This is a genomic window from Ensifer adhaerens (genome assembly GCF_001270265.1).
Lineage (GTDB): Bacteria > Pseudomonadota > Alphaproteobacteria > Rhizobiales > Rhizobiaceae > Ensifer > Ensifer adhaerens_B.
In genome coordinates, this window is sequence record NZ_LGAP01000001.1 from 714,892 (window position 1) to 740,618 (window position 25,727).

Annotated in this window: 24 protein-coding genes, 1 tRNA gene and 1 pseudogene; 10 read left to right on the top strand and 16 right to left on the bottom strand. The window is 60.8% G+C overall.

The features are described from left to right. Nucleotides 1-4 precede the first annotated feature (4 nt). Nucleotides 5-2,110: an ATP-dependent DNA helicase RecG gene (gene recG / locus AC244_RS03450; protein ID WP_053247383.1), complete on the bottom strand. Its 2,106-nt coding sequence runs from the start codon at nt 2,108-2,110 to the stop codon at nt 5-7. Between the two features lie 118 nt (nt 2,111-2,228). Here recG and AC244_RS03455 point away from each other — a divergent pair, with 118 nt between their 5' ends. Next, nucleotides 2,229-2,534 carry a succinate dehydrogenase assembly factor 2 gene (locus tag AC244_RS03455; protein WP_053247384.1) on the top strand — a complete coding sequence of 102 codons (306 nt, stop codon included), beginning with the start codon at nt 2,229-2,231 and terminating at the stop codon, nt 2,532-2,534. Between the two features lie 4 nt (nt 2,535-2,538). Next, on the top strand, nt 2,539-6,048 hold the full coding sequence (gene mfd / locus AC244_RS03460; RefSeq protein WP_053247385.1) for a transcription-repair coupling factor: 3,510 nt from the start codon (nt 2,539-2,541) through the stop codon (nt 6,046-6,048). A 49-nt stretch (nt 6,049-6,097) separates the two neighbouring features. On the opposite strand, the gene AC244_RS03465 is transcribed toward mfd, so the two are convergent. Further along, nucleotides 6,098-6,763, bottom strand: a complete 666-nt coding sequence (locus AC244_RS03465) for a DsbA family oxidoreductase (RefSeq protein ID WP_053247665.1) — start codon at nt 6,761-6,763, stop codon at nt 6,098-6,100. Between the two features lie 193 nt (nt 6,764-6,956). Then, nucleotides 6,957-8,771, bottom strand: a complete 1,815-nt coding sequence (locus AC244_RS03470; protein ID WP_082366716.1) for an extracellular solute-binding protein — start codon at nt 8,769-8,771, stop codon at nt 6,957-6,959. Between the two features lie 271 nt (nt 8,772-9,042). On the opposite strand from AC244_RS03470, the gene AC244_RS03475 reads away from it, so the two are divergent. Beyond that, on the top strand, nt 9,043-9,672 hold the full coding sequence (locus tag AC244_RS03475; protein ID WP_053247386.1) for an invasion associated locus B family protein: 630 nt from the start codon (nt 9,043-9,045) through the stop codon (nt 9,670-9,672). A gap of 85 nt (nt 9,673-9,757) precedes the next feature. On the opposite strand, the gene hspQ is transcribed toward AC244_RS03475, so the two are convergent. The 3 genes from hspQ to AC244_RS03490 all read right to left on the bottom strand — a co-directional run bounded on the left by hspQ (nt 9,758) and on the right by AC244_RS03490 (nt 12,117). Then, nucleotides 9,758-10,087, bottom strand: a complete 330-nt coding sequence (gene hspQ, locus AC244_RS03480) for a heat shock protein HspQ (RefSeq protein ID WP_025427014.1) — start codon at nt 10,085-10,087, stop codon at nt 9,758-9,760. A gap of 215 nt (nt 10,088-10,302) precedes the next feature. Further along, the gene (gene glnA / locus AC244_RS03485; protein WP_053247387.1) at nt 10,303-11,712 is read right to left on the bottom strand and encodes a type I glutamate--ammonia ligase; all 1,410 of its coding nucleotides are present in this window, start codon (nt 11,710-11,712) and stop codon (nt 10,303-10,305) included. Between the two features lie 66 nt (nt 11,713-11,778). Beyond that, nucleotides 11,779-12,117, bottom strand: coding sequence for a P-II family nitrogen regulator (locus AC244_RS03490; protein WP_025427016.1), 339 nt, complete (start codon nt 12,115-12,117; stop codon nt 11,779-11,781). Here AC244_RS03490 and AC244_RS36225 point away from each other — a divergent pair. Then, nucleotides 12,095-12,367, top strand: coding sequence for a hypothetical protein (locus AC244_RS36225; protein ID WP_152975825.1), 273 nt, complete (start codon nt 12,095-12,097; stop codon nt 12,365-12,367). The two genes, AC244_RS03490 and AC244_RS36225, sit on opposite strands and share 23 nt — an antisense overlap. A 93-nt stretch (nt 12,368-12,460) precedes the next feature. Next, nucleotides 12,461-13,936: a bifunctional ADP-dependent NAD(P)H-hydrate dehydratase/NAD(P)H-hydrate epimerase gene (locus AC244_RS03495; RefSeq protein ID WP_053247388.1), complete on the top strand. Its 1,476-nt coding sequence runs from the start codon at nt 12,461-12,463 to the stop codon at nt 13,934-13,936. A gap of 80 nt (nt 13,937-14,016) precedes the next feature. On the opposite strand, the gene gpt is transcribed toward AC244_RS03495, so the two are convergent. Both gpt and AC244_RS03505 read right to left on the bottom strand, forming a co-directional pair. Continuing rightward, complete coding sequence (gene gpt, locus AC244_RS03500; RefSeq protein ID WP_025427018.1) at nt 14,017-14,514, bottom strand: xanthine phosphoribosyltransferase; 498 nt, start codon at nt 14,512-14,514, stop codon at nt 14,017-14,019. 164 nt (nt 14,515-14,678) lie between these two features. After that, on the bottom strand, nt 14,679-15,434 hold the full coding sequence (locus AC244_RS03505; protein ID WP_053247389.1) for a competence/damage-inducible protein A: 756 nt from the start codon (nt 15,432-15,434) through the stop codon (nt 14,679-14,681). Between the two features lie 146 nt (nt 15,435-15,580). On the opposite strand from AC244_RS03505, the pseudogene wrbA reads away from it, so the two are divergent. From wrbA to AC244_RS03520, 3 genes and pseudogenes are all read left to right on the top strand, one after another. Next, nucleotides 15,581-15,898: pseudogene (gene wrbA / locus AC244_RS03510) on the top strand (NAD(P)H:quinone oxidoreductase type IV); the annotation flags it as partial. 231 nt (nt 15,899-16,129) lie between these two features. Then, nucleotides 16,130-16,372, top strand: a complete 243-nt coding sequence (locus tag AC244_RS03515; RefSeq protein ID WP_053247390.1) for a DUF2188 domain-containing protein — start codon at nt 16,130-16,132, stop codon at nt 16,370-16,372. A gap of 92 nt (nt 16,373-16,464) precedes the next feature. Next, nucleotides 16,465-16,683, top strand: a complete 219-nt coding sequence (locus AC244_RS03520; RefSeq protein ID WP_053247391.1) for a hypothetical protein — start codon at nt 16,465-16,467, stop codon at nt 16,681-16,683. A 93-nt stretch (nt 16,684-16,776) separates the two neighbouring features. On the opposite strand, the gene AC244_RS03525 is transcribed toward AC244_RS03520, so the two are convergent. The 7 genes from AC244_RS03525 to AC244_RS03550 all read right to left on the bottom strand — a co-directional run bounded on the left by AC244_RS03525 (nt 16,777) and on the right by AC244_RS03550 (nt 21,494). Next, nucleotides 16,777-16,861 (bottom strand) — tRNA-Leu (locus AC244_RS03525). Between the two features lie 378 nt (nt 16,862-17,239). Further along, nucleotides 17,240-17,404, bottom strand: coding sequence for a hypothetical protein (locus AC244_RS37400; RefSeq protein WP_202596038.1), 165 nt, complete (start codon nt 17,402-17,404; stop codon nt 17,240-17,242). A gap of 420 nt (nt 17,405-17,824) precedes the next feature. Further along, nucleotides 17,825-18,070 (bottom strand): DUF982 domain-containing protein, encoded by a 246-nt coding sequence (locus AC244_RS03530; protein WP_053247667.1) that lies wholly within the window; start codon nt 18,068-18,070, stop codon nt 17,825-17,827. Nucleotides 18,071-18,272: 202 nt separating this feature from the next. Continuing rightward, nucleotides 18,273-18,530 carry a hypothetical protein gene (locus AC244_RS03535; RefSeq protein WP_053247392.1) on the bottom strand — a complete coding sequence of 86 codons (258 nt, stop codon included), beginning with the start codon at nt 18,528-18,530 and terminating at the stop codon, nt 18,273-18,275. A 114-nt stretch (nt 18,531-18,644) separates the two neighbouring features. Continuing rightward, the gene (locus AC244_RS03540; protein ID WP_053247393.1) at nt 18,645-19,364 is read right to left on the bottom strand and encodes an HAD family hydrolase; all 720 of its coding nucleotides are present in this window, start codon (nt 19,362-19,364) and stop codon (nt 18,645-18,647) included. Nucleotides 19,365-19,368: 4 nt separating this feature from the next. Next, a complete protein-coding gene (locus tag AC244_RS03545) occupies nt 19,369-19,959 on the bottom strand; it encodes a hypothetical protein (protein ID WP_053247394.1) in 591 nt (196 codons plus the stop codon). 80 nt (nt 19,960-20,039) lie between these two features. After that, nucleotides 20,040-21,494: a TrkH family potassium uptake protein gene (locus tag AC244_RS03550; protein ID WP_053247395.1), complete on the bottom strand. Its 1,455-nt coding sequence runs from the start codon at nt 21,492-21,494 to the stop codon at nt 20,040-20,042. A 153-nt stretch (nt 21,495-21,647) separates the two neighbouring features. Here AC244_RS03550 and ilvA point away from each other — a divergent pair, with 153 nt between their 5' ends. Together ilvA and AC244_RS03560 are read left to right on the top strand one after the other, a co-directional pair. Beyond that, nucleotides 21,648-22,898: a threonine ammonia-lyase gene (ilvA, locus tag AC244_RS03555; RefSeq protein ID WP_053247396.1), complete on the top strand. Its 1,251-nt coding sequence runs from the start codon at nt 21,648-21,650 to the stop codon at nt 22,896-22,898. Between the two features lie 80 nt (nt 22,899-22,978). Beyond that, nucleotides 22,979-23,299 (top strand): HlyU family transcriptional regulator, encoded by a 321-nt coding sequence (locus AC244_RS03560; protein WP_053247397.1) that lies wholly within the window; start codon nt 22,979-22,981, stop codon nt 23,297-23,299. Nucleotides 23,300-23,519: 220 nt separating this feature from the next. Here the strand turns inward: AC244_RS03560 and AC244_RS03565 are convergent, their stop codons facing one another. Then, nucleotides 23,520-25,502, bottom strand: a complete 1,983-nt coding sequence (locus AC244_RS03565; protein WP_053247398.1) for a bifunctional 2',3'-cyclic-nucleotide 2'-phosphodiesterase/3'-nucleotidase — start codon at nt 25,500-25,502, stop codon at nt 23,520-23,522. Nucleotides 25,503-25,727 lie beyond the last annotated feature (225 nt).

Here is a 25,727-nt window from a genome sequence, read left to right on the forward strand (position 1 = left end):
CGATTCAGCCGGCGCGCAGGAAGCGGATCGCTTCGTCGCGGCGATGAAGATAAAGCAAGGTTCGGAGCGCTTCGCCACGCGGCGAGGTGAGATCCGGATCGCGCTCGATCATATAGGCGGCGTCCTTGCGGGCGATCTCGAGCAGGTCACCATGTGCTTCGAGGCTGGCGATACGAAAGCCGGGCGTGCCGGATTGGCGCGTTCCCAGCAACTCACCTTCGCCGCGCAGCTTCAGATCTTCCTCGGCGATCAGAAAGCCGTCCTCGCTGTCGCGCAGGATCGAGAGCCTTGCACGGCCGGTTTCGCCAAGTGGGCTCTTGTAGAGCAGGATGCAGGTCGAGGCCTCGTCACCACGACCGACGCGGCCACGCAACTGGTGCAATTGCGCCAGGCCGAAGCGTTCCGCATGCTCGATGACCATGATGGTGGCATCCGGTACGTCGACGCCGACTTCGACGACGGTCGTCGCGACGAGCAGGCGGATTTCACCGTTCTTGAAGGCGAGCATGACGGCGTCTTTTTCCGCGCCGTTCATGCGGCCGTGCACAAGGCCGACATCCCGACCGAAGCGTCTGGAGAGCCCCTGGTATCTTTCATCGGCGGACATGACGTCGATGGCTTCGGATTCTTCCACGAGCGGGCAGATCCAGTAGGCTTTCTTGCCTTCCTTGAGGGCTGCAGAGAGGCGGTCGACGACCTCGTCGGTCCGCTCGGTCGGAATGGTGACCGTCTGGATGGGTTTTCGCCCGGCCGGCTTTTCCGTCAGCTTGGAAACATCCATGTCGCCAAAGGCGGCAAGCACCAGCGTGCGCGGGATCGGCGTTGCCGTCATGACGAGCATATGCGGGGAAATGCCCTTGGCGGTCAGGCGCAGACGCTGGTGGACACCGAAGCGATGCTGTTCGTCGACGACCGCAAGCGTCAGCCTGTCGTAATTGACGGTGTCCTGGAAGAGGGCATGCGTGCCGACCACGATCCGCGTCTCGCCGGAGGCGATGCGCTCCAGGATCGCATCGCGTTCCTTGCCCTTGGTGCGCCCGGTCAGAACGTCCATGGTGATGCCTGCAGGAGCCGCCATTTTCGACAGCGTCGCGAAATGCTGTCGAGCGAGGATTTCCGTTGGGGCCATCAACACCGCCTGGCCGCCTGATTCGACCGCCGCCAGCATCGCCATCAGCGCGACCATGGTCTTGCCGGAGCCGACGTCGCCCTGCAACAGCCGCAGCATCCGGTCGCTTCCGGACATGTCCTTGAGGATGTCGGCAATCGCGGTCGACTGGCTCGCCGTGAGCGAGAAGGGGAGAGCGGCGATAACGGGGCCGGAGAGTTTGCCCGTTGCATGCACCGGTGTGCCGGCGACCTTGCGAAGACGCTGGCGAACGAGGGCAAGGGACAGTTGGCCGGCCAGGAACTCGTCATAGGCGAGTCGCCTGCGCGCCGGCGCCTGCGGGTCGATATCAGTCGCGTCGCGAGGTTCATGCAGCGCACGGAAGCTGTCGGCTGCACTTTGAAAACTCTGCTTCGAAGCGAGTGTCTCGTCGATCCACTCCGGCATCTCTGGCACGCGGGCAACGGCCGCCTCGATCGATTTGCGCAATATGCGGGCGGAGAGGCCGGCTGTCAGGCCGTATACGGGCTCGACGAGCGGCAGGTTATCCGCCTCGCTCGCCTTGACCATATAGTCCGGATGAACCATCGACGGCCGGCCGTTGAACCAGTCGACCTTGCCGCTGACGATCACGGTATCGTCGAGCGGCAGCGATTTTTCCAGCCAATTGCCTTTGACGCGGAAGAAGGTGAGCGCCAGTTCTCCGGTGTCGTCATGCAGGAAGATGCGGTAGGGCAGGTTCTGCTTTCCCGGCGGCGGCGGCTGATGGCGATCGACCCGACCGGTGATCGTGACTACGACGCCTTGCGGTGCATTCGCGATTCCCGGCTGCTGCCGTCGATCGATCAACGAATGCGGTGCATGGAATACCAAGTCGACGACGCGGCAGTCTTCGATGTTTTCACGGCCGAGAAGGCGGGCATACAGCTCGCCGATCTTCGGGCCGATGCCGGGCAAAGTATTGAGCGGTGAAAAGAGCGGGTCGAGCAGGGCAGGGCGCATGGTGGTGAAATTGCGACGACAATTCGAGGTTTGGCAAGGCTGACAATCATCTATTCAGCGTTTATAGAGCCCATTGACGACAAACCGTACCTCCTCGGGCGGCAGGAAGGAATCCCCCATGACTGGCATTTCACGCACCAGCGCCGATCTCGATCCGCGTCGCCGCCGGATTCTGTTTCGCGCCTGGCATCGCGGCATCCGCGAAATGGACCTGATCCTCGGACAGTTCGCTGAAGCCGAGCTTTCCGGCTTGTCTGAGGTTGAGTTGGACGAGCTCGAAACCATCATGGCCGAGGAAGACAACGATCTCGTCAAGTGGATCATCGGCGAAAAGCCGGTGCCTGAGCGCTACCAGACGGCGATGTTCGAGCGCATCGCTGCCTACCGCCCCGATTTCGAGCGGCTCCCCGAAGAGATGAAATAGATCGATGCTGGCTGGCCTTGACCCGAAGAAGATTGTCGCTGCGACGCGTGAAGTCACGATTGGCCCGGTTCCATCCGGCGCCGAAGCGCTGGTGCTTGCCGATCTGGCGCGTGCCGGTACGCCGGTCGCCTACATCCTCTCGGATGGGCAGCGCATAGCCGATCTGGAGCAGGTCCTCGGTTTCGTCGCCCCCGATATTCCGGTCCTGACTTTGCCGGGTTGGGATTGCCTTCCCTACGACCGTGTATCGCCGAGTGCTGATACGTCAGCGCGCAGGCTCGCGGCCCTGAGCGCCTTGATTGCTCACCGCAAGAAGCCGCATGCCGCCATCGTGCTGGTGACGGTCAATGCGGCGCTGCAGAAGATTTCACCGCAGGATGTGATCGAAAGCCTCGCCTTCTCCGCGCGCCCGGGCAACCAGGTGCGCATGGACGATGTCGCAGCGCGTCTGGAACGCAACGGCTTCGAGCGGGTGGCCACCGTTCGCGAAGTCGGCGAGTACGCCGTGCGCGGCGGCATCCTCGACGTCTTCGTCCCCGGCAGCGCCGATCCGCTCCGGCTTGATTTCTTCGGCGACACGCTTGAGACGATCCGGTCCTTCGATCCGGCCAGCCAGCGCACGACCGGCCAGGTTCGTTCGCTCGACCTCAATCCGATGAGCGAGGTGTCGCTGACGCCGGATACCATCAGCCACTTCCGCAAGCAGTATCTGTCGCTCTTCGGCGCCACGACCCGCGATGATGCGCTCTACCAGGCCGTCTCCGAGGGGCGTCGTTATGCCGGCATGGAACATTGGCTGCCACTCTTCTACGATCGCCTCGAAACCGTGTTCGATTATCTCGACGGCTTCCGCATCGTCACCGATCATCTGGCGCGGGAAGCCGCCGCCGAACGCTCGAAGCTCATTCTCGATTATTATGACGCACGCCATACGGCGGCATCGCCGGGCAAGTCGCTCGCGACACAGGGCACGCCCTATAAGCCCGTGCCGCCGGAGTTCCTGTATCTGAACTCTGAAGGATTTTCCGCCGCGCTCGCTGAGCGCAACGCCGTCCGGCTCACGCCCTTCAACGAGCAGGAAGGCGAGGCCCGCCAGGTCGTTACCGTCGATGCGCGGCAAGGCGTGCGCTGGGCAAAGACGGCTGGCGAAGGCGAGGCCGAGAGCGATCGCGTCAACGTCTTCGACCAGGCGGTCAAATACATCGCCGAGAAGCGCTCCAAAGGTCTTAAGGTCGTTATATCAGGCTGGAGCGAGGGGTCTCTCGATCGTCTGCTGCAGGTGCTGGTGGAACATGGTCTCGGCAACATTCGCCAGATCAAGGCTCTGGCCGACGTCAAGACGTTGAAGCCGGGCGAAGCTGCATCGGCGGTTCTCAGCCTTGAATCAGGCTTTGAAACGGGCGATCTCGTCGTTATCGGCGAACAGGATATTCTCGGCGACCGCATGGTCCGCCGCTCCAAGCGGCGCAAGCGTGGTGCCGACTTCATTGCCGAGGTCGCGGGCCTTGATGAAGGCAGCTACGTCGTGCACGCCGAACACGGTATCGGCCGTTTCGTCGGACTCCGCACGATCGAAGCTGTCGGCGCGCCGCACGACTGCCTTGAGCTCGTTTATGCCGACAACGCCAAGCTCTTCCTCCCGGTCGAAAACATCGAGCTCCTGTCCCGCTACGGTTCAGAGGGTACGGACGCGATCCTCGACAAGCTTGGCGGCGTCGCCTGGCAGGCCCGCAAGGCGAAGCTCAAGAAGCGTCTGCTCGATATGGCGGGTGGCCTCATCCGCATCGCAGCCGAGCGCCATACCCGGCATGCACATGTGCTGGTGGCCCAGGATGGCGTCTATGACGAGTTCGTCGCGCGCTTCCCCTATGACGAGACCGAAGATCAGCTGAACTCGATCGACGCCGTGCGCGAGGATCTCGGCAGCGGCCGGCCGATGGACCGCCTTGTCTGCGGCGACGTCGGCTTCGGCAAGACGGAGGTTGCGTTGCGGGCAGCCTTCATTGCGGCAATGAACGGGGTTCAGGTCGCCGTCGTCGTGCCGACGACGTTGCTTGCACGACAGCATTTCAAGACATTCACCGAACGTTTTCGTGGCCTGCCGATCCGCATCCAGCAGGCCTCGCGCCTTGTCGGCTCCAAGGAACTGGCGTTGACAAAGAAGGAAGTGGCAGACGGCAAGACCGACGTCGTGGTCGGCACCCATGCCCTGCTCGGAACGACGGTCAATTTCGCCAATCTCGGGCTGCTCATCATCGACGAGGAGCAGCATTTCGGCGTCAAGCACAAGGAACGGCTGAAGGACTTGAAGTCGGACGTGCATGTGCTGACGCTGTCGGCGACACCGATCCCGCGCACGCTGCAACTGGCGTTGACCGGAGTGCGCGAACTGTCGCTCATCACGACGCCGCCTGTCGACCGCATGGCGGTCCGCACCTTCATCTCGCCGTTCGACGCGCTGGTGATCCGCGAGACCTTGATGCGGGAGCATTATCGTGGCGGCCAGAGCTTCTATGTCTGCCCGCGCCTCAGCGACCTCTCGGAGATCCATGATTTCCTGAAATCCGACCTGCCGGAGCTGAAAGTTGCCGTCGCCCATGGCCAGATGCCGGCAACGGAGCTCGAAGACATCATGAACGCCTTTTATGAGGGGCGCTATGACGTGCTGCTGTCGACGACCATCGTCGAATCCGGTCTCGATGTGCCGACGGCCAATACCTTGATCGTGCATCGCGCCGACATGTTCGGTCTGGCGCAGCTTTATCAGCTTCGCGGCCGCGTCGGTCGTTCGAAGGTGCGCGCCTTTGCGCTGTTCACACTGCCGGTCAACAAGACGCTGACGGCGACAGCCGAGCGACGGTTGAAGGTGTTGCAGTCACTCGATACGCTCGGCGCCGGCTTCCAGCTGGCAAGCCACGACCTCGACATCCGCGGCGCCGGCAACCTGCTTGGCGAAGAACAGTCCGGTCATATCAAGGAAGTCGGATTTGAGCTCTATCAGCAGATGCTCGAGGAAGCGGTCGCAGAACTCAAGGGCGAGGAAGAGGTTCACGATACCGGCTGGTCGCCGCAGATCTCTGTCGGCACGCCGGTGATGATCCCGGAGCACTATGTGCCGGATCTGCATCTGCGGCTCGGTCTTTACCGCCGCCTGGGCGAGTTGACGGACCTCAAGGAGATCGACGGTTTCGGCGCGGAGATGATCGACCGCTTCGGCCCGCTGCCGATCGAGGTGCAGCACCTCCTGAAGATCGTCTATATCAAGTCGCTCTGCCGGACGGCCAATGTCGAAAAGCTCGATGCCGGTCCGAAGGGCGTGGTCGTGCAGCTCCGCAACAAGGAATTCCCGAACCCTGCAGCGCTGGTTGGCTACATCGCCAAGCAGGGCACACTGGCGAAGATCAGGCCGGATCATAGCATCTTCTTCCAGCGCGAGCTGGTTACGCCTGAAAAGCGCCTGTCGGGCGCGGCGATGGTGATGACGCAGCTCGCAGGATTGGCGAAACAGGCATAATCACGTTCACGCCGCCGCCCAGTGGCGGCGTGAAAGAACTTCAGCCATGCTAATTCGGCGCGCCGCTCGCTTTCATCTGAGCGATTTCGCGCAAGGCGTTGCTGAGCACGTCGACCGATTGCGCACCCATCACGGCATATTGCCCGTCGAGGATGAAGCAGGGGACGCCGGTCACGCCCATTTCGCGCGCCATGCCGATCTCTTCCCTGACGGCATCCTTGTCGGCATCCGAGTTGAGGAGCGCCGCGATCACTGGTCGGTCGAGGCCGGCCTCGGCGGCGATATCGAGCAGAACCGACTGATCGCCGACATTGCGGCCCTCCTCGAAATTCGCCTTGAAGAGCAGGCCGACGACGGCCGACTGCGCCACTTCGCCATTGGTCGCTGCCCATCGAATGAGCCGGTGCGCGTCGAGCGTGTTCGGGCTGATCTTCACGGCATCAAAATCGAAGGCGATGCCATCGGCATTGCCGAGTGCGTTCAGCGTTTCATGTGCTCGGTCGACCGCTGCCTGACCGCCGAGCTTGGCGGCGAGATGTTGCTTGTGATCCACGCCTTCCGGCGGAAGGTCGGGGTTGAGCTGGTAGGGGCGCCACTGTATGGCGACCTGTACTTCCGAGCGGACATTGGCGATCGCCTGATCGAGTCTGGCCTTGCCGAGATAGCACCAGGGGCAGACGACGTCGGAGACGATATCGATGCTGACGGTTTGCATGATGTAGGTGCCTTTCCTCTTGGACAAAGCTGCGAGATAAGCCGGTTCCAACAGGCTTTCAGTGCGTTACCTTCTGCATGTTTTATCCCTAAATCGCATTCGATTTAAGGATAAAACATGCAGCAATTCAAAGTGCTACAGCGACCTTGGCGCGTCTGATAAAACGCGCGGCTCTGTAGAGGGAGCCGACCCTTTATTGGACGTTCTCGTCCCACCATGCGGGCAACTGGTAGCCGTAGAGAGGTACGGCGGCCGGCCGGCCGATATGCTTGCGCCGCGCGACCCACTGGGCATCCAGATGGTAGAGCGGCACAAGATAGGAATTGTTGATCAGCAACCGGTCATGGGCACGAACGGCCGCAGTGAAATCCTCTGTCGTTCTGGCCTGCAGGATATTTTCGACCATCCGGTCGACGTCCTTGTCGGCAACGCCGGCAAAGTTGTCGCTGCCCTGACGATCGCGCGACTGCGAGGTCCAGCGCCCGACCTGCTCGATGCCCGGCGAGAGCGTGGAGGGGAACGACTTGATGATGACGTCGTAGTCGAACGACTGGCTGCGCTGCTGATACTGCGAATCGTCGACCGTGCGCACGGAGGCCTTGATGCCGAGCGGCGCCAGGAAGCGCTGGTAAGCAAGGGCGATCTTCTCCTGGCCGGCATTCTGGCTCATGATCTCGAAGGCGAGCGGCGCCCCCTTGGCATCGACCATCTTGCCGTCCTTGATCTGATAACCGGCCTCGCGCAGGAGCGAGACGGCGACGCGCAGCACATTGCGGTCGCGGCCCGATGCATCCGTCACCGGCAACCGATATGTACCGTCGAGGATCGCCGGGTTGATGTGTTCGCGCACGTCACCGATCAGCCCGAGTTCGCGGTCGTCCGCCGCGGCGCCCAGGAACGAAAGTGCCGAGTTCTGCCAATAGCTTTGGGTCCGCGTATAGGCGCTGTCGAACAGGTTCTTGTTGACCCACTCGAAGTCGAACACCAGCGCCAACCCCTGGCGGAGCTTGAGGTTGTCAAACATCGGCTTGCGCGTGTTGAAGACGATGCCGAGCATGCCCGACGGCGTTTTCGGCGTGAAAGTCTCCTTGACGACGTCACCGGAGCGAACAGCGGGAAAATCGTAGCCGCGCGCCCATTTCGTGGCGCTGCCCTCCGGGTAGATGTCGATTTCGCCCTTCTTGAAGGCTTCGAAGAGGGAGTTCTCCTGGAGGAAGTACTCGACGGAGATCTCGTCGTAGTTGTCGAACCCGACTTTCGAAGGCAGGTTCTTTGCCCAATAGTCCGGGTTGCGGCGATAGACGATGCGTTCGCCCGGTTTTACCTCGGCAACGCGATAGGGGCCTGAACCAAGCGGGGCTTTAAGCGTCGTCTGGTCGAAGGTCGCCACGTCGGTTGCATGTTTCGGCAGGACTGGAGAAAGTCCAAGCAACAGCGGCAGTTCGCGGTCAGCATCTTCGTTGAAGGTGAAGCGGACGCTGAGGTCGCCGACCTTTTCGAGTTTGGCCACCTTCGCCATGCGGTTGGCGAAGGGAACCCGACCCTTGTCGCGCATCAGCTCGAAGGTGAAGATGACATCGTCCGCTGTTACCGGTTGCCCATCGGCCCAGCGCGCATCGGGATTGATGTTGAACTGAATGAACGTCCGGTCGTCGTCCCATTCCACCGTCTGGGCGAGCAGGCCGTACATCGTGAACGGTTCGTCGCGGGAGCGCTGCATCAGCGATTCGTAGACGAGATTGCCGTATTCCGGATCCCACATGCCGCGCGCCGTCGTGCGCATGCTCTTCAGGATGAAAGGGTTGAGGCTATCGAAGGTCCCGACCACGCCGTAGGAAATCTTGCCGCCCTTCTTTACATCGGGATTGACGTAGGGGAAGCTCTTGAAATCCGCGGGCAGGGCGGGCTCCCCGTGCATCGAAATGGCGTGCACGGGAGCGGCCGTCGCGGCGCCACCGAATGCGGTTGCGGCCAACAGGATGGCCAGACCGGAAAGAATTGTGCGCAACGTTATCTCCAGTGAAGTGGCATTTGGCCGATTCCCGGCACGTTACCAATGCCGGTCGACAATTCCAACCGACGCTATACCCAAATTCCGGCAGGCAAGAGGTCAAAAAAAAGCAAGAAACACTGGATAAACCGTACGAGCCAATGTAACAGGTGTTTCCGGAAACGGGGTCATGCATTTGCCTTATTTGGCCAACAGGACAACGGCGGCTGACGATACTCACCTGCGGAACGAATTGTTCCGTTACCGGATTTCAGGAGACGGAATCACAATGATCTTCAAGTCGAACTTCACCAAACGTGCGGGACTGGCAACGCTGGCGCTCTCTGTAGCAGCTGCGGGTGTTCCGGGCGTTGCATCTGCCCAGCAGGCAGGTGGCAAGCCCCCGCAGGGTTGGTTCAAGGTCTGCACCAAGCAGGAAGACAACGATGTCTGCATCGTTCAGAACCTGCTGACGGCAAACAACGGTCAGCTCATTACCGCAGTGGGCCTCATCACCGTCACGGGCAAGGTCAATCGCAAGGTTCTGCAGATCTCGGTTCCGTCCGCGCGGCTGATCCCGACCGGCGTTCAGATGCAGATCGACGGCGGCAAGCCGGTGAAGCTCGACTACGCCATCTGCATGCCTGACAAGTGCGTGGCTGAGGCTCCGCTGTCCGACCAGCTGATCGCAAGCCTGAAGAAGGGTAACGAGGTGGTCTTCACCTCCGTCAACTTCCAGCGCGCTCCGAACCCGATCAAGATGGGCCTCGAAGGCTTTACCGGCATTTTCGACGGCGAGCCGATCGAACAGTCGCAGCTCGAAGAGCGTCAGCGCCTGCTGCAGGAAGAAATGCAGAAGAAGGCTGAAGATGCGCGCAAGAAGCTTGAAGAAGCCCAGAAGGCCGCAAAGCAGAACTAAGCCCTTCGGCTCACGTCAAGAATAAAGAAACGCCCGGACGAAGTCCGGGCGTTTTTCATTTGAGCGAGTGCAACAGGCCAAGCCACTAGTGGCGGAACGTCACCTTGGGCTTGTAGTGCCCGATGTCGTCCTTCTCGAACAGGGCGTCGACTTGGGCGTGGCGTATCGGCCGATCGCTTTCGTCGGATACCAGGTTCTGTTCGGACACATAGGCGACATACTCGCTGTCGTCGTTCTCGGCGAACAGGTGGTAGAAGGGCTGATCCTTGCTTGGGCGGATCTCCTGGGGGATGGCATTCCACCATTCCTCGGTGTTTGCGTATTCCGGATCAACGTCGAAGACGACGCCGCGGAACGGGAAAACCCGATGGCGAACCACCTGTCCGATCTCGAATTTCGCGTTTCTCTGTTTCATGACGCAACACATCCTTTCAAGGGATTATCTGGGTTGCCAAACCCAAAACATCAATAGGGTGCCATGCACGGCTTCGTGTACGCCTGCCTCGTCCTCTTCCGCTTCGCGGCAGCATGCCCCCCAAAAAACAAGCCGGCGGGGCTCCTTGAACCCCGCCGGCTTGCCGCGTCTCGCTTTCAGACCGGGCGCGGCATCCGCCGCCCGGCCCGTCGGTCTTAGACCGAGTAGTACATGTCGTACTCGACCGGGTGCGGGGTCATATCGTAACGCATGACTTCCTGCATCTTCAGTTCGATGAAGGAATCGATCTGATCGTCGTCGAAGACGCCGCCGGCGGTCAGGTATTTGCGATCCTTGTCGAGGCTTTCGAGCGCTTCGCGCAGCGAGCCGCAAACGGTCGGGATCTTCTTCAGTTCCTTCGGCGGCAGGTCATAGAGGTCCTTGTCCATGGCCTTGCCGGGATGCAACTTGTTCTTGATGCCGTCGAGGCCGGCCATCAGCATCGCTGCGAAGGCGAGGTAGGGGTTGGCGGTCGGATCCGGGAAGCGGACTTCGACGCGCTTGGCCTTCGGGTTGGTGCCGAACGGAATGCGGCACGAAGCCGAACGGTTGCGGGCGGAGTAGGCGAGCAGGACCGGGGCTTCGTAGCCCGGGACGAGACGCTTGTAGGAGTTCGTCGACGGGTTGGTGAAGGCGTTCAACGACTTCGCATGCTTGATGATGCCGCCGATGAAGTAGAGGCAGCTTTCCGACAGGCCGGCATATTCGTCGCCTGCGAAGGTCGGTTTGCCGTCCTTCCAGATCGACAGGTGCACGTGCATGCCCGAGCCGTTGTCGCCGAAGATCGGCTTCGGCATGAAGGTTGCGGTCTTGCCGTAGGCATTGGCAACCTGGTGCACGACGTACTTGTAGATCTGCATCTTGTCGGCGTTGCGAACCAGCGCGTCGAACTTGACGCCGAGTTCGTGCTGGGCAGCCGCCACTTCATGGTGATGCTTTTCGACCGTCACGCCCATTTCGGAGAGAACCGTCAGCATTTCGGAGCGCATGTCCTGGCAGCTGTCGATCGGCGGGACCGGGAAATAGCCGCCCTTGACGCGCGGGCGGTGACCAAGGTTGCCGGTCTCATAGTCGGTGTCGTCGTTGGACGGCAGTTCCGAGGAGTCGAGCTTGAAGCCGGTGTTATACGGATCGGCCTTGTACTTGACGTCGTCGAAGACGAAGAATTCGGCTTCCGGGCCGACAAAGACGGTGTCGCCGATCCCGGAGGCCTTGAGGTAGGCTTCGGCCTTCTTCGCCGTGCCGCGCGGGTCGCGGTTGTAGGATTCGCCCGAAACCGGATCGAGAATGTCGCAGATGATGACCATCGTCGACTGCGCGAAGAACGGGTCCATATGCGCTGTTTCCGGATCGGGCATCAGCACCATGTCAGACTCGTTGATCGCCTTCCAGCCGCCAATCGAGGAGCCGTCGAACATGACGCCGTCGGCGAACATGTCTTCGTCGACACAGACGACGTCCATCGTTACGTGCTGCAGCTTGCCCTTGGGGTCGGTAAAGCGCAGGTCGACGAACTTGACGTCGTTGTCCTTGATTTGCTTCAGAATATCGCTTGCAGTCGTCATTTTCCGTAATTCCCTGTGTGAGATGACGAGGTTTGAAAAGTGGCAGGGCCGAGCGGCCCTTGAGGATTAGATGGCGTCGAGGCCGGTTTCGCCGGTACGAATTCGGATGACTTCCTCGATGTTGGAAACGAAAATCTTTCCGTCGCCAATTCGGCCGGTTTGTGCGGCATTGCGGATCGCCTCGATGACAGCCTCCGCGTTTTCGTCAGCCAGCACCACTTCGACCTTTACCTTCGGCAGGAAGTCCACGACGTATTCGGCGCCGCGATACAGCTCCGTGTGACCCTTCTGTCGACCGAAGCCCTTTGCTTCCGTGACGGTAATGCCCTGCAGGCCGACTTCCTGAAGGGCTTCCTTCACTTCGTCGAGCTTGAAGGGTTTTATGATCGCTTCGATCTTTTTCATGAGAAAATGTCTCTCCGCTTCTCCCTTTAAAGCAGGATCATGCCCGCTCGCCGCTCAATATGCACGTTGCATGCCAGTTTTTCTGCAAAATGATTGCCAAGCGGCAAAATTTCTTGCCGTCGCGGGGTGGGGGCTGCTTTGCATACCTTTGCCACCAGGCAATCTGCCTATTTTTTATGAGTTTTCCGCCGGTGTCGCCGGGTTTGAGATGATAGTCGCGCCATTGGGGGCGATGCAGCACGTTATTTGAGCAATATTTATGTGCAAATGCACGAATTATGAGCATGTGGCATTTCGTGTGTGCCACTTGCCGAAGACCGGTGCAGAGGGATAAGTCTGAGATATGCACTCTTCGCTTTGTGATCTGTTGGTTACCCCGGCCGAAATGGCGGCAATAGACTTGGCGGCCGCGCAATCGGGGATCGACAGCTTCCTGCTCATGCGCAGTGCCGGGTTGGCGGTGGCTGCGGCGGCACTCAGGCTGTTTCCGCAGGCGCAACGCTATGTCGTGCTGTGCGGACCCGGCAACAATGGTGGCGACGGCTATGTCGCGGCATCAGCCCTGTCGGAGAACGGCGCCAACGTTGCCGTGTTCGCCTTCGGCGATCCGGCCGCGCTTGCCGGCGACGCCGCCCGTGCGCGGCTGCTGTGGACTGGTCCGATAGATCCGCTTGATTCCTTCTTGCCGCAGGGCGGAGATGTCATCGTCGATGCGCTCTTCGGCGCAGGCCTCGCGCGGGATCTGCCCGAGCCGGTGAGGGAAACGATCGAAAGCATCAACGAGCAGGGCTTGCCCATCATTGCTGTCGACTTGCCGACCGGCGTTGATGGGCGAACGGGACAAATTCGCGGCGCGGCATTGGCCGCCAGCCACACAGTCACCTTCATGGCGAAGAAGCCGGGCCATCTGCTGTTTCCGGGCCGTTCCTTGTGCGGCACGCTCGACGTCTTTGATATCGGTATTCCGGCACGAATCGTGCGGGCCGGAGGGCGTGGTTTACGCATCAACACGCCGGCGCTCTGGTTGGATCAGGCGGCGTGCCTCGACGCGTCGACACACAAATTCCGCCGCGGCCATCTCGTCGTCTTCTCGGGCGGGGCGCGGGCGACCGGTGCTGCGCGGCTGTCGGCTACGGCCGGCCTCGCTGCCGGGGCCGGTCTGGTGACGGTAGCGTCACCGAAATCGGCTCTCGACATCAACGCCGCGCACCTGACCGCCGTGATGCTGAAGGCGGTTGACGACCGGAAGGAGCTCAAGCGCTGGTTGGAGGACAACCGGCTCGGCGCTTTTGTCCTTGGTCCAGGGTTCGGAGTTGGTGATCGAGCGCGCGACTTTGCGCTTGAGCTATGCGGCCGCGCGCTCGTTCTCGATGCCGACGGCATCACCTCTTTCCAGGAGCACAGGTCAGAATTGTTCGGGCGGCTCGCCGCGGCTGCGGGCAGGGTGGTGATGACGCCCCACGAGGGCGAATTTTCCCGGCTCTTTCCCGAGATCGCCCGCGACGAGAAACTGTCGAAGATCGAAAGGGCGCAGGCGGCGGCTCGGATGAGCCACGCCACGATCGTCTACAAGGGAGCCGATACGGTTATCGCCGGCGCGGATGGGACGGTTGCTGTCAATGCCAATGCTCCACCGTCGCTGGCGACGGCGGGATCCGGAGACGTTCTTGCAGGCATTATCGGCGCGCACCTGGCGCAGGGCATGCCGGCGTTCGAGGCGGCAGCGGCCGGTGTCTGGCGCCATGGCGCTGCCGGCACGAAGGCCGGGACAGGGTTGACTGCCGAGACGCTGGTTGCGTCGATCCCGTCGCTTGGCTGAAGCGTTTGACCCCAGTCGTCACTGAGCGACAAATAAAGCGCCCTCGGCTCGCCAGCGCGAGCCGAGGGCGGGTGCCGGTGTTAACCGCGCGTTCCCTTGGCGATCGGCTCCTGATAGGTGAAGCCCAGATCCCAAGGGAAGTAGATCCAGGTGTCCTGGCTCACTTCGGTGACGAAAGTGTCGACCATTGGCCGGCCCTTGGGCTTGGCATAAACGGCGGCAAAATGCGCCTTCGGCAGCATGGCGCGAACTTCGGCTGCCGTCTTGCCGGTATCGGTCAGATCGTCGATGATCAGCACGCCTTCGCCGCCGTCCTTCGCGATCTCAGGCGCGATGCCTTTCAGCACCTTCATCTGCCCCTGTGTGTCATAATCGTGGTAGGAGGCGATGCAGACCGTCTCGATCATGCGGATATTGAGCTCACGGCAGATGATGGCCGCCGGCACCAGGCCGCCGCGCGTGATGCAGACCATAGCGCGCCATTCCTGCCCTTGATCGGCCAGCCGCCAGGCAAGCGCACGCGCATCGCGGTGGAACTGATCCCAGGAAACGGGGAAGGCTTTATCGGGCAGGGACATTTCTGGGCTCCGGCTTGTCTGGACGAGGTAAGGGCGAAGCATCCGGCAGATCGGGCAGGCGCAGACGCTTCATCCTGATTTGCCGACATGCAATAGCGGCAATGACGGCCGATGCGCAAGAGCTTCGCGCCCAACCCCTATCTGCCGCTGCTTCCGTCAGATTGTCAGCCTTTGGCGCGGGATGTGGTAATCGCCTCGATCATTGCCTGTACCTCTGCGGCCGCCGCCGACAGAGCCTGCGGGTCGCGGGCCCGCACGACGATATCGGTGGAGAAGACCTTGCCGTCGAACTTGGGGTAGGATCCGATGCTGGTCTCCGGATGGTTCTTCTGCACTTCGGTCAGTGGCGTGCCGATATCGCCTTCGCCATAGGGCGAACGAACCGATTGCGAGAGCAGCGGCGTACCGGCCTGCAGGTGTGGCATGATCGCGTCGAGCATCGCCTGGAACACCTGCGGCACGCCGGCCATCACGTGCACATTGCCGATAGCAAAGCCAGGCGCGGTGGAGACCGGGTTGGGGATCAACCGCGACCCTTCCGGCATGCGCGCCATGCGCTTGCGGGCGTCGGAGAATTCCATGCCGCTGCGTTCGTACATGGCGCTGAGCAGCGCCATCGCCCGCTCGTCATAGATACAACTGACGCCGAAGGCCTTCGACACCGCGTCGGCCGTGATGTCGTCATGCGTCGGGCCGATCCCGCCTGAGGTAAAGATGTAATCGTAGCGCGTGCGCAGGGCGTTGATGGCTTCGACTATTGACGCTTCCTCATCGGGGACGATGCGGACTTCGCGCAGATCGATCCCGACCATCGTCATCATGTCGGCGAGATGGCCGATGTTCTTGTCCTTTGTTCTGCCGGACAAGAGTTCGTCGCCGATAGCGACCATGGCGGCAGTAACGATCTTGGGGCTGCTCATTGGCGATCCTGCTTATGTGAGACGATTGTTCAGTAGTTTCTCGTGATTGTTCGAGAATTGAGAACGCTCTGTTGACCGTACGGCTGCTGGCAGCCGGACACATTCTGATAAGTCTTGGCGGCGACGGTGATCAAGCGGAATTGCACAACTTCATCGACCAGACCGGCGCGCTCTGGGCCCAGGGCAAGTGGGTCGGCAAGGTCGGCTCGTTTTCACATCGTCGGCAACGCAGCATGGCGGCCAGGATTCTCGGCTTCATTCCGACCCTGATGCACCACGGCATGATCGTTGCCTATGCCTTCCAGGGGCAGATGGGTCTTGAGGAGATCAAGGGCGGTTCGCCCTACGGGGCTTCGACCATCACCGGCGGCGACGGTGCGTGCCAGCCTTCGGCGGTCGAGCTCGATTCCGCCCGCTATCAGGGTGCGCATGTCGCCAAGATTGCGGCGAAGCTGCCGGCATAAGCCGCGGAAAAGACTTGAAAAACTGCAAAGAAAGCGCTCCCTGCAAAGTGCCGCTTTCTCGTCTTGACACGCCCTGTCACATAATGATTCGTGAAAGTGGCCTATCGGCCTATTCCTGTGTTAATATCCGCCCCGTTCGGCATGAGAGTGCCATTGACGAGGAGGAATATTGGGCCGGGCGGAACGGCCCGCGAAAGGCGGGATTGCCTTTCGGAGTGCAGGGAGAGAAGCATGGCGCGCATTACGTACTCCATCGTTCCCCACGACGGCGGTTGGGCCTACAAGGCAGCCGACGCCTTTTCGGAACCCTTTCCCAGCCGAGAAATGGCGCTGGCGGCCGCCAAGGCCGCGGCAGCCGAGCAGCAGGTCGGCGGCGACGACGAGGATATCAGTTTCCAGGACGAAAAAGGAAACTGGCACTTCGAGCATACCGATGGCGGCGACCGCCCCGAGGCAACCGTCGAGGACGGTTGATAGACTTTCCGGACGGGCCTTCATCCGTCCGATCTATATCTGAGTTCAGCGAGAGTATTGCGTCCACGCGTCTGCATAGCGGAGGATTTTCAATGCAACACTACAGCGTTCAGATCTTCACCTGGACCGCCCGCAACGGCGTGCAGCAGGTAGGGTCGGCAATTGAAGTCGATGCACTCAACCCGAAGGCCGCAGCGGTTTCGCTGCTTGGTCTGCGGCTAGAGGACAAGGGAGCCTGCTCGAAACTGGCGGTCAGGGTCTGGCACGACGATGTCCAGCGAGCCGAATGCGACTGCTTCTACTATCACTGAGCGGCAAATCGATTTAAGGCGGGTATGCGAAACCGTCCGTTGAGCGGGCGGGGGTGAAGCATTGCGTGTGAAGAATTTTCCATAGCGGCCATCTGGTGCGGGCGGCGGGGATCGAACCCGCACAGCCGAAGCCGAGAGATTTTAAGTCTCTTGCGTCTACCAGTTTCGCCACGCCCGCACTGAGTGTTTTCAGTACCTTGGGCTCTTCGGTTTTGGAAGGCCTGTACAGCGGATTTTTCGCTGTTCAGTTCTTGTGGCTGTGTGCCCAACGCACTATCCTGCCCCCTCGCAACCAAGCTACGTGCCGTTCTCCTGGAGTTTTTGAGGGATAAGCCTTGGTGCAATCAGCGCCTCGAATCCATTTCGGATAGGGGGCCGAAAGTGGTGTACTCCACACCCTCTGCTGTGGTGTCGGTAGCATCGAGGACGAATGTATCCCCCTGCATATCAACGATTCTTCTTGCATCAAGAAGTTGAGGGAGCCGACGGAAATGGGGGGCCGGCAATCGTACCCGCCGACTGTCGACTACCGCCAGCCTGGTCGCCTGAGTCAGGCTTAGTAACCCGCGCCCATGCTTTCGTTGCCGGTGCCCGTGGGATCGATATCGGGGTCGACCCCTTGGGCTTGTGAGTAGGTCGTATTGCCGGCGCCACTGGTCGCACATCCTGAAATCGCCAAGAGTGCTGTTACTGCCATTGCCGTGAGAAGTCTGATGGCCATGATGTTCTCCAGTTTGGGGGCTGTTGTGCGGCCCGGTTGCCCGGCAGCGGCTTCAACCTGTGCTGGTCGACAGGTTCACCCACACGGCCGGAAAACGCAAGCGAGCGTACTATTGCCCGGCCGCCGCAGTCTCTGTGGTGGATGCCGATCTTCACCACTTGTTCTTCCCTCAAATGGGTTACTTGGAGGAGAGCAGGCCGGGTTCGTACTGGGGATGTTCGCCCCTCGTTCGACGTGTTTTAGGTGTCGCTTTAAAGTGGGCGCGACCAATTTCAGTTTAGCCGGCAACAGAGATTTGACGCCATCGGTGGAGGAAACCGTTGCTTCCGCCAGAGCGGCACCTGAAGTCGGCGGCGCGTCGTCTGCCATGTCACAGACCGGAAGATGCACAGACGCGACCAACCAGGCCGTGCTGCCAGGTTATTCCTTAATGAGAATCCCGGCCTCACGCGCAGCATCGATGAAGGCCTGGCGGGCGGCCTCTGCCGATTGCTTCCCCTCGATCACCGCCGCGCATGTATCGAGCGCTCGCGTCAACAGCGCGCTGTCTTCGAGCGGCCAGTCTTCGATCATTGCCCAGGACGCTTCGGTCGTGTTCGAGATGGTCGTGTATTTTTCCGGCCCCTCCAGGGCCAGGGTCACGGGCTTTTCCCAATTTTCGGCCATGTCGGTCACCTCGATTTCGATTGGTGGCGGCACATAGCATAGATCAGGCCGATTCCGCGAGCCGCGAGAACGGCCGCCTGTGCCGTTGCTGTGTCGAGCCATGTCGGCGCCGAAGGCGGCGGGCCACTTCGTCAGCCGCGCAGCCGCACGGGCGAATGTTTGGAAAGGAGCAAAGCGGGCGGTGCTGTGAATCGAGAGGGCCTTACGTATCCTGTTCCGTGGGCCGCAAGATATAGAAGAGCGTACCGGCGATGAGTGCTCCGAGCCCACAGGCAAAGAATGCCTCGAAATAGGGCGCGCGTGACGCGAGAATGTAAATCGGCGGTGCCACAAACAGCAACATTGCCAAGCCAACAAGGCGGGAGGAAAGAACGCTCATCCGGGAGAGTTTCCTGACGATCCATCCGAGCAGCATCCCCGCGAGCGCCATCGCAACTACGGCTCCGAACACTTGCGCCATGGTCTCCTCCTTCGATGTGTCGTCCGGCCCGGCACATTTCTCCGGTTCGTTAGAACGTCATGGCGCCGGTCGCCATCTGGCGTCTTTTGGGGCAGGACCGCTCGCTGCCGGTGATCAATGATGATACCCCTCGATATCCAGCGTTTGCAGCACACCGGACAGACCACCGAGATCGGCGACCTCGCGGAAGCGTGGATGGCTGACGGGTTTGTCGTGATGCTCGAATGCCCAGGTGAGGGCATGCGGCACGTAGATGCCCCAGCTGCCCGCATCGAGTGCAGGGACAATGTCGGATTTCAACGAGTTGCCGACCATCAGGCTTTTCGATGGGCCGTCGCCGTGGCGTGTGAAGATGCGGTCATAGGTGGCGACCGTTTTGTCGCTGACGATCTCGACCGCGTTGAAGTAGTCTCCCAATCCCGATGCGGCAAGCTTGCGCTCCTGGTCGAAGAGGTCGCCCTTGGTAATCATCACCAACCGGAAGGCGCCATGAAGCGCCTCGAGCGTTTCCTTGACATGCGGAAGCGGCTCTACCGGGTGGACCAGCATCTCGCGCCCGGCTGCAAGAATTTCGGCAATCACCGATGACGGTACGCGGCCGTCCGTCACATCGACGGCGGTCTCGACCATCGACAGCACGAAACCCTTGATGCCAAAACCGTAGAGGCCGAGGTTGCGCCTTTCAGCGGCCAGCAACCGTGCGGGGAGATCATCGATGTCGGCGTGGTCCTTGAGCAGTTCGGCGAAGCGCACCTCGGTGAGGCGATAGAATTGTTCGTTCTGCCAAAGCGTATCATCGGCATCGAAGCCGATCGTCGTAATCATGTCGGGCATCGTCTCACGGTCCGGCGATCTTGAACGGCTGGTCAATCGTCGCCGTCTTGCCGCTGTTGATATCGTTGAAATGGAAGCGCAGCACGTAGTCGCCGGCCGGGGCTCCGGATACATCGATCGTCAGGGTCGAATAGATCTCCTGGTTCTTGAGATAGCCGGTGAAGGTGAAGTCGCCGAATGCTTTTTGGCCGGCGAGGATCTCGCCCTTGGGATTGAGGATGTCGAAATCGACGGTAAAATGCGTTTCCAACTTGCCCTTGGCGGTCGCACCCTTCCAGGTCAGGCCGACCGGTTCGACATAGGATACGAGCGCTTCCCCGGTCTTGAAGACGGTCCCCTCCTTCGGCTCGTACATGGCATAGCCGGCGGGCTCCTTGGTGATGAAGACGGCCTTGCCGATCGAGAACGGCAGGGTTTGCGAAAAGTCGCCGACGGCCTGCCGTAGGAGTTCCCGCGCTTTGGCTGCGTCGCCGGAGGTTGCCAGTTGTTCCGCCTTGGTGGCGGCGTCCACAAGCGGTCCAGCCTTTGCCTCAATACTTATACAGAGCATGCTTGCTGCGGCCAGCACCGCCAGCAGTGACCGATGTTTCGCCATGACGCTCCCCTTTGTCCGGTTGATTCGACTTTCGGCATTTGCCGCATCGAGTCAAGACGATAGGGCCGGCGTGGCAATGGTCAATGTTTCCAGAAGATTGGCGTCAGAATCACGAGCACCGTCAGCACTTCCAGGCGCCCGAGCAGCATCATCAGGGAAAGAAGATAGAGCTCTGGATCCTGCAGTGTCGAAAAGTTGCCCGCTGGACCTATGAGACTGCCGAGACCGGGGCCGACATTGGAAAGGCAGGTAATCACCGCCGAAGTCGCGGTGATGAAATCGTAGCCGAGCGCGCCCATGCCGAGGCTGCCCAGCACCCACAGCAGGATATAGGTCGTGAAGAACAGGAAGATGGCACGCTGTGTATCGGCATCGACCGTGTTGTTGCCGTAGCGCACCGCATAGATCGCATTCGGATAGATGAGCTTGCTGAGGCCGGAGCGGATGGCGTTGAAGAGCACGACGAAGCGATAGGCCTTGATGCCGCCGGCAGTCGATCCGGAACAGCCGCCCATGAAGGTGGCGATGAACGCGACCATCACCACGAACGGCCCCCACAGGCTGTAGTCCTCGCTCGCATAGCCGCTGGTCGAGAGGATCGAGGTGATGTTGAAGAACGAATGGGCGAGCGCCAGGTGAAATTCGACGCCATTGGCAAGGCGATGATAGATCGCCACCGCGATCGAGAAGGCCGAGAGATATCCGAGGAAGACGATGATCTGCGGGTCGCGCAGCGCATCGAGGCGGCCGCGCACGGCAAGCACGATCAGGATCGAGAACGGCAGGCTGCAAAGCGCCATGAAGAAGGTCGCCGTCCAAAGCAGCGGGATACTGCCGAAATAGGCAAAGGATGCGTCATGCGTGGAAAAGCCGCCGGTCGCCACCGTCGACATTGCATGATTGATCGCGTCGAACCGGTTCATCCCCGTCATGTTGTACCCGATCGTGCAGAGAACCGTGATCGAGACATAGATGAGAAGGAAGGCGCGGCTGAAGCTTGCCACGCGCGCGAACGGCTTGTCGCTGGTATCGGAGGACTCCATCTTGAAGAACGACATGCCGCCGACCCTGAGGTAAGGGATGATGAACAGGCCCAGCACGACGATGCCGATGCCGCCGAGCCAGCAGAGCAGCGAGCGCCAGACGAGCAACCCCGGCGGCGCATCGTCGAGCCCGACGATAACGGTCGATCCGGTGGTGGTGATGGCGGAGACGGATTCGAACAGGGCTTGCGCGAAATCGAGCTTCAGCGAAGACAGCCAAAATGGGATGGCACCGACGATCGAAAAGACCGCCCAGAGCAGATTGACGAGCAGAAAGCCGAACTTCTTCGAGAACGGCGGCGGCCCCATGCGCGTCGCCATGAACGTCGCAGCCAACAGGCCGCCGACCAAGAAGGCGGATACGGCAAAGATTTGCCAGTCCGGATGGCCATAATAAAGATCGACCACCGCCGGAACCAGCATCGCCAGCGACAGGTAGAGACCAAGGATCGCCGCGATATGCACAGCATGCCGGATCAGGGTTGCGTTCAAGCGTTTGATTTCCTGGCAATGAAACTACGTGATCTGGCGAGGAGTGGAGCGGCGACATTGTCCATTGGCGGCCGATCCGCGTCAAAGCGATGGCCTCGGGCGCTGCAATGTGCAATAGCGGCTGCCATCGGCAAACTCAATGGATGACCTCACGTGACGAAGCAGGATGTTGACAACGCGACCACGGCGATGCGCGATATTTTTCCGGCCACGCCGCTGCAATTGAACGAACATCTGAGCGCCCGCTACGGCGCCAACATCTTCCTCAAGCGCGAAGACCTTTCGCCGGTCCGCTCCTACAAGATCAGGGGCGCGTTCAATTTCTTCCGCAAGGTGCTTGGTGCCGGCGCGACGGGCAAGACGTTCGTTTGTGCCTCGGCCGGCAACCACGCCCAGGGCTTTGCCTTCGTCTGCCGACACTTCGGTGTTCCTGGTGTCGTCTTCATGCCGGTGACCACACCGCAGCAGAAGATCGACAAGACCCGCATGTTCGGCGGCGAGTTCATCACGATCCGCCTCGTCGGTGACATCTTCGACCAATGCTACAAGGCTGCGCGCGAGCACGTGGAAACGATCGACGGCGTCATGGTGCCGCCGTTCGATCATCTCGACATCATTGAGGGGCAGGCGACCGTTGCTGCTGAAATCGCCGAGCAATTGCCCGAGGGCGTCAGGCCCGATCTCGTCGTGCTACCGGTCGGCGGCGGCGGCTTGTCGGCCGGTGTGACCGCCTATCTGAAGGACGACGTTGCCGCCGACCATTTTGTCTTTTGCGAACCCTCCGGTGCGCCGAGCCTCAGGCAAAGCCTCGAAACCGGCAGTCTCGTTACGCTCGATCAGGTCGACAACTTCGTCGATGGCGCAGCTGTCGGGCGGATCGGCGATCTGAATTTTGCGGCCCTTCGGCGCTTCTCCGCCGATCAGGTCATGCTGCTGCCCGAAAACGCGATCTGCATGACGATCATCGACATGCTGAATGTCGAGGGCGTCGTGCTCGAGCCCGCAGGCGCTCTGTCGATCACGGCGCTGGACGCAATCGGGCGCGAGAAGCTCGAAGGCAAGACCGTCGTTGCTGTCGTCTCCGGCGGAAATTTCGACTTCGAGCGTCTGCCCGACGTCAAGGAAAGGGCGATGCGGCACGCCGGGCTCAAGAAGTACTTCATCCTGCGCATGGCGCAGCGCCCCGGTGCCTTGCGCGACTTCCTCAACCTGCTCGGCGACGAGGACGATATCTCGCGCTTCGAATATTTGAAGAAATCCGCCCGCAACTTCGGCTCGATCCTTATCGGCATCGAGACAAAGCATGCGGAGAATTTCCCGATCCTCAAATCGCGGTTCGACGCTGCAGGCCTGCGCTATCAGGACATCACCGAGAACGAGATCCTGTCCAATCTGATCATCTGACAGCGGCGAGGTGTGAGAGCTCGGTGCCGTGACGACACTTTGGCTTTGACAGCTTTCGCCGTCGCGTCTAAGTCTTGCTCATGGCATCATTTTTCTCAAAATTGTTCGGCCGTTCCGGCTCCACCGAAAACGAAGCCCAAGGCGCATCGGGGAAAACCGAAGCCTATGCCGAGTGCACGATCCGCGCCACGCCGATGCGCGAAGGCTCGCAGTTTCGCCTGGCCGGCAGCATCGAGAAGACGATACCGGATGGCGGCGTGCGGGTGCGCAGCTTTATCCGCGCCGATCTGTTCACGTCCGAGCAGGACGCGATCGACGCTGCCGTCCGCAAAGGGCGCCAGATCATCGACCAGACCGGACCGTCGCTGTTTGCCGACGATGCACAGTCCCGGCAGGTCTGATTCTCCGCGGCAGACCGCTGGAGCCTATCCGCAAAAATAAAGACACTACAGTCGCTTGGCGCTGAAAGCTCGCGTTGATCGCAAGCGCGGTGGGGACACGAATGCCGGGGCGGATGACTGCTTCAGCATCCGCGCTGCTGCTTTTCGCCAGTTGCCGGCAGCGGCACTTCCGCTCTCCATGCCGGGGAGAGCGTACCCCCGCTGGCGGGGGTACGAAGCATCACAGCTTGATGCGGAAACGGGCAAATCCTTCGGCGGCTTCCCCGGCATCCTCGATCGTCACGCCCTTGACCTGCGACAGGAACTGCCTTGCCTTCGGGCCACTGTCGAAAGTGACGCTGGTGTTTGCGAGCGGCGCGAAGGTCCAGTTGGCATCCGCCGCCGGGTTTATGGTTCCCTGGTCGATGATGTAGCGAACCACGACGTCGCGGTTGGTGTCGGGCGCCACGAAGACTACCTTGTCGGCAGCGATGTCAGGAAAATGGCCGCCGCCGCCGGCGCGATAGTTGTTTGTCGCCACGACAAATTTCTTCTCTGGGTCAATCGGTTGCCCATTGAAGTTCAAGCTCTTGATGCGGTTGGCTGACGGGTTGACGGCATTGCCGTCCTTGTCGAACTTGGGCGGCTCGGAAAGATCGATCTGGTAGGTGACGCCGTCGATGACATCGAAGTTGTAGGACGGGAAGTCTCCATTGATCAGGGCAGCGTCCGATGAACCAGCCTTGACCTGGTTGAAGATGCCCGCGGACATTTCGAGCCAGTTGCGCACCTGCTCGCCGGTAATGACCACGGCCTGGACCGTGTTGGGATAGAGATAGAGATCGGCGACGTTCTTGATGGCGATGTCGCCGGCGGGCACGTCGGTGTAATAGTCCGCACCGCCGCGGCCACCTGCCTTGAACGGAGCCGCTGCCGAAAGCACGGGCAGGTCCTTGTGCTCCGTGTCCTTCAGCATGTCCTTGATGTACCAGGTCTGTGCCTGGCTGACGATCTGGACAGATGGGTCATCGGCGACCAGCGCGAAATAGGAGTAGAGCGGCACCGCGCTCTTGCCGACCGGGGTGCGAACATACGCAAGCGTCGCCTCGTGTTCTTTCTGGGCTGCGGCCAGAACCTCCGGTTTGTCGGCGACCTCGGCGATCACCTTCTTTTCCTCGCGCCGGTAGATCGGGCGCGCTTCGCTGGTCGAGCTCACCACACGCCAGGCGCCGCCTTCGCGTTCGATGAGCAGATCGATCAGGCCGAGATGCGATCCCCAGAACCCGCCCATGACGCCGGGTTTGCCCGAGATCAGCCCCTTGGTGTTGTCGACGCCGGCGATTTTGTCGAACTTGGGGCCGGGGAAATCGAGATGGCTATGGCCGGTCACAATGGCGTCGATGCCTTCGACCGCGGCCAGCGGCACGGAGGCATTTTCGAGATTTTCGGCGTAGTCCTGCTGACCGATGCCGGAATGGGAAAGCGCGATGACGATATCGGCACCTTCCTCGCGCATTTGCGGAACCCAGGATTCTGCCGCCTTGACGATATCGCGGGTACTGGCCTTGCCCTCAAGGTTCTTCGCGTCCCAGGTCATGATCTGCGGCGGCACGAAACCGATGAGGCCGACCCGGATCGCATGTTCGGCGCCTGTGCCGTCCTTCACCTTGCGATCGAGAATGACATAGGGCTTGAGGAACAATTGATCCTGGCGGGCATCGGCGGCAAGCGTGCCCTTGGTCAGGTTGGCGCAGACGAGCGGGAAGTTGGCGCCGTTCAGCACCTTGAACATGAAATCAAGGCCATAGTTGAATTCGTGGTTGCCGAGCGTGCCGCAGTCGTAGCCGAGCACGTTCATCGCCGCGATAACAGGATGGATGTCGCCATCCTTCATGCCGCGCTGATAGGCGATGTAGTCGCCCATCGGGTTTCCCTGCAGGAAGTCGCCATTGTCGACAAGGATCGAATTCGTCGCCTCTGCACGGATGGCATCGACGATCGAGGCTGTGCGCGCCAGACCCAGCGTATCGTTCGGCTTGTCGCCGTAATAGTCGTAGGGAAAGACGTGAACGTGCAGGTCAGTCGTTTCCATGATGCGCAGGTGTGCCTGGTTGGCCGCCGCGCGCGCGGAAAAGGGGTGAAGCATCACGAGTGCCGAGGAGGCGACGACGCCGGCCAGAAGCGAGCGGCGCGAGAGGTGGAGCGGGGATGTCGTCGATTGCATGCTTGCCCTCCATTGATGATGCCATTGCGGTCGATGCGGGTGCAATCCGCGGTTTCTTCGTTGATATGCGAACCACGGTGGGTTGGTCGCGACTATGCCGGAAAGGCAACACTTCGCAAAGCAGTTGATTCTCGCATTGCAATTCCGGGCCGCCTGCAACCAGGGTAAAGTTTTCTTTAAGCTTTCCACCTAACGGTTTGCCTGGCGAAACCGGAATCTTTTCAA

Coding starts and splice junctions, on each gene's coding strand:
- gpt (WP_025427018.1), bottom strand. CDS start 14,514: ATGTCCCTGCCCGATAAAGCCTTCCCCGTTTCCTGGGATCAGTTCCAC.
- AC244_RS37400 (WP_202596038.1), bottom strand. CDS start 17,404: ATGGCCATCAGACTTCTCACGGCAATGGCAGTAACAGCACTCTTGGCG.
- AC244_RS03515 (WP_053247390.1), top strand. CDS start 16,130: ATGGCGCGCATTACGTACTCCATCGTTCCCCACGACGGCGGTTGGGCC.
- mfd (WP_053247385.1), top strand. CDS start 2,539: ATGCTGGCTGGCCTTGACCCGAAGAAGATTGTCGCTGCGACGCGTGAA.
- AC244_RS03540 (WP_053247393.1), bottom strand. CDS start 19,364: ATGCCCGACATGATTACGACGATCGGCTTCGATGCCGATGATACGCTT.
- AC244_RS03535 (WP_053247392.1), bottom strand. CDS start 18,530: ATGGCGCAAGTGTTCGGAGCCGTAGTTGCGATGGCGCTCGCGGGGATG.
- AC244_RS03565 (WP_053247398.1), bottom strand. CDS start 25,502: ATGCAATCGACGACATCCCCGCTCCACCTCTCGCGCCGCTCGCTTCTG.
- hspQ (WP_025427014.1), bottom strand. CDS start 10,087: ATGAAACAGAGAAACGCGAAATTCGAGATCGGACAGGTGGTTCGCCAT.
- AC244_RS03465 (WP_053247665.1), bottom strand. CDS start 6,763: ATGCAAACCGTCAGCATCGATATCGTCTCCGACGTCGTCTGCCCCTGG.
- AC244_RS03545 (WP_053247394.1), bottom strand. CDS start 19,959: ATGGCGAAACATCGGTCACTGCTGGCGGTGCTGGCCGCAGCAAGCATG.
- AC244_RS03490 (WP_025427016.1), bottom strand. CDS start 12,117: ATGAAAAAGATCGAAGCGATCATAAAACCCTTCAAGCTCGACGAAGTG.
- AC244_RS03455 (WP_053247384.1), top strand. CDS start 2,229: ATGACTGGCATTTCACGCACCAGCGCCGATCTCGATCCGCGTCGCCGC.
- AC244_RS03495 (WP_053247388.1), top strand. CDS start 12,461: ATGCACTCTTCGCTTTGTGATCTGTTGGTTACCCCGGCCGAAATGGCG.
- glnA (WP_053247387.1), bottom strand. CDS start 11,712: ATGACGACTGCAAGCGATATTCTGAAGCAAATCAAGGACAACGACGTC.
- AC244_RS03520 (WP_053247391.1), top strand. CDS start 16,465: ATGCAACACTACAGCGTTCAGATCTTCACCTGGACCGCCCGCAACGGC.
- recG (WP_053247383.1), bottom strand. CDS start 2,110: ATGCGCCCTGCCCTGCTCGACCCGCTCTTTTCACCGCTCAATACTTTG.
- AC244_RS36225 (WP_152975825.1), top strand. CDS start 12,095: ATGATCGCTTCGATCTTTTTCATGAGAAAATGTCTCTCCGCTTCTCCC.
- AC244_RS03475 (WP_053247386.1), top strand. CDS start 9,043: ATGATCTTCAAGTCGAACTTCACCAAACGTGCGGGACTGGCAACGCTG.
- AC244_RS03560 (WP_053247397.1), top strand. CDS start 22,979: ATGGCATCATTTTTCTCAAAATTGTTCGGCCGTTCCGGCTCCACCGAA.
- AC244_RS03530 (WP_053247667.1), bottom strand. CDS start 18,070: ATGGCCGAAAATTGGGAAAAGCCCGTGACCCTGGCCCTGGAGGGGCCG.
- AC244_RS03505 (WP_053247389.1), bottom strand. CDS start 15,434: ATGAGCAGCCCCAAGATCGTTACTGCCGCCATGGTCGCTATCGGCGAC.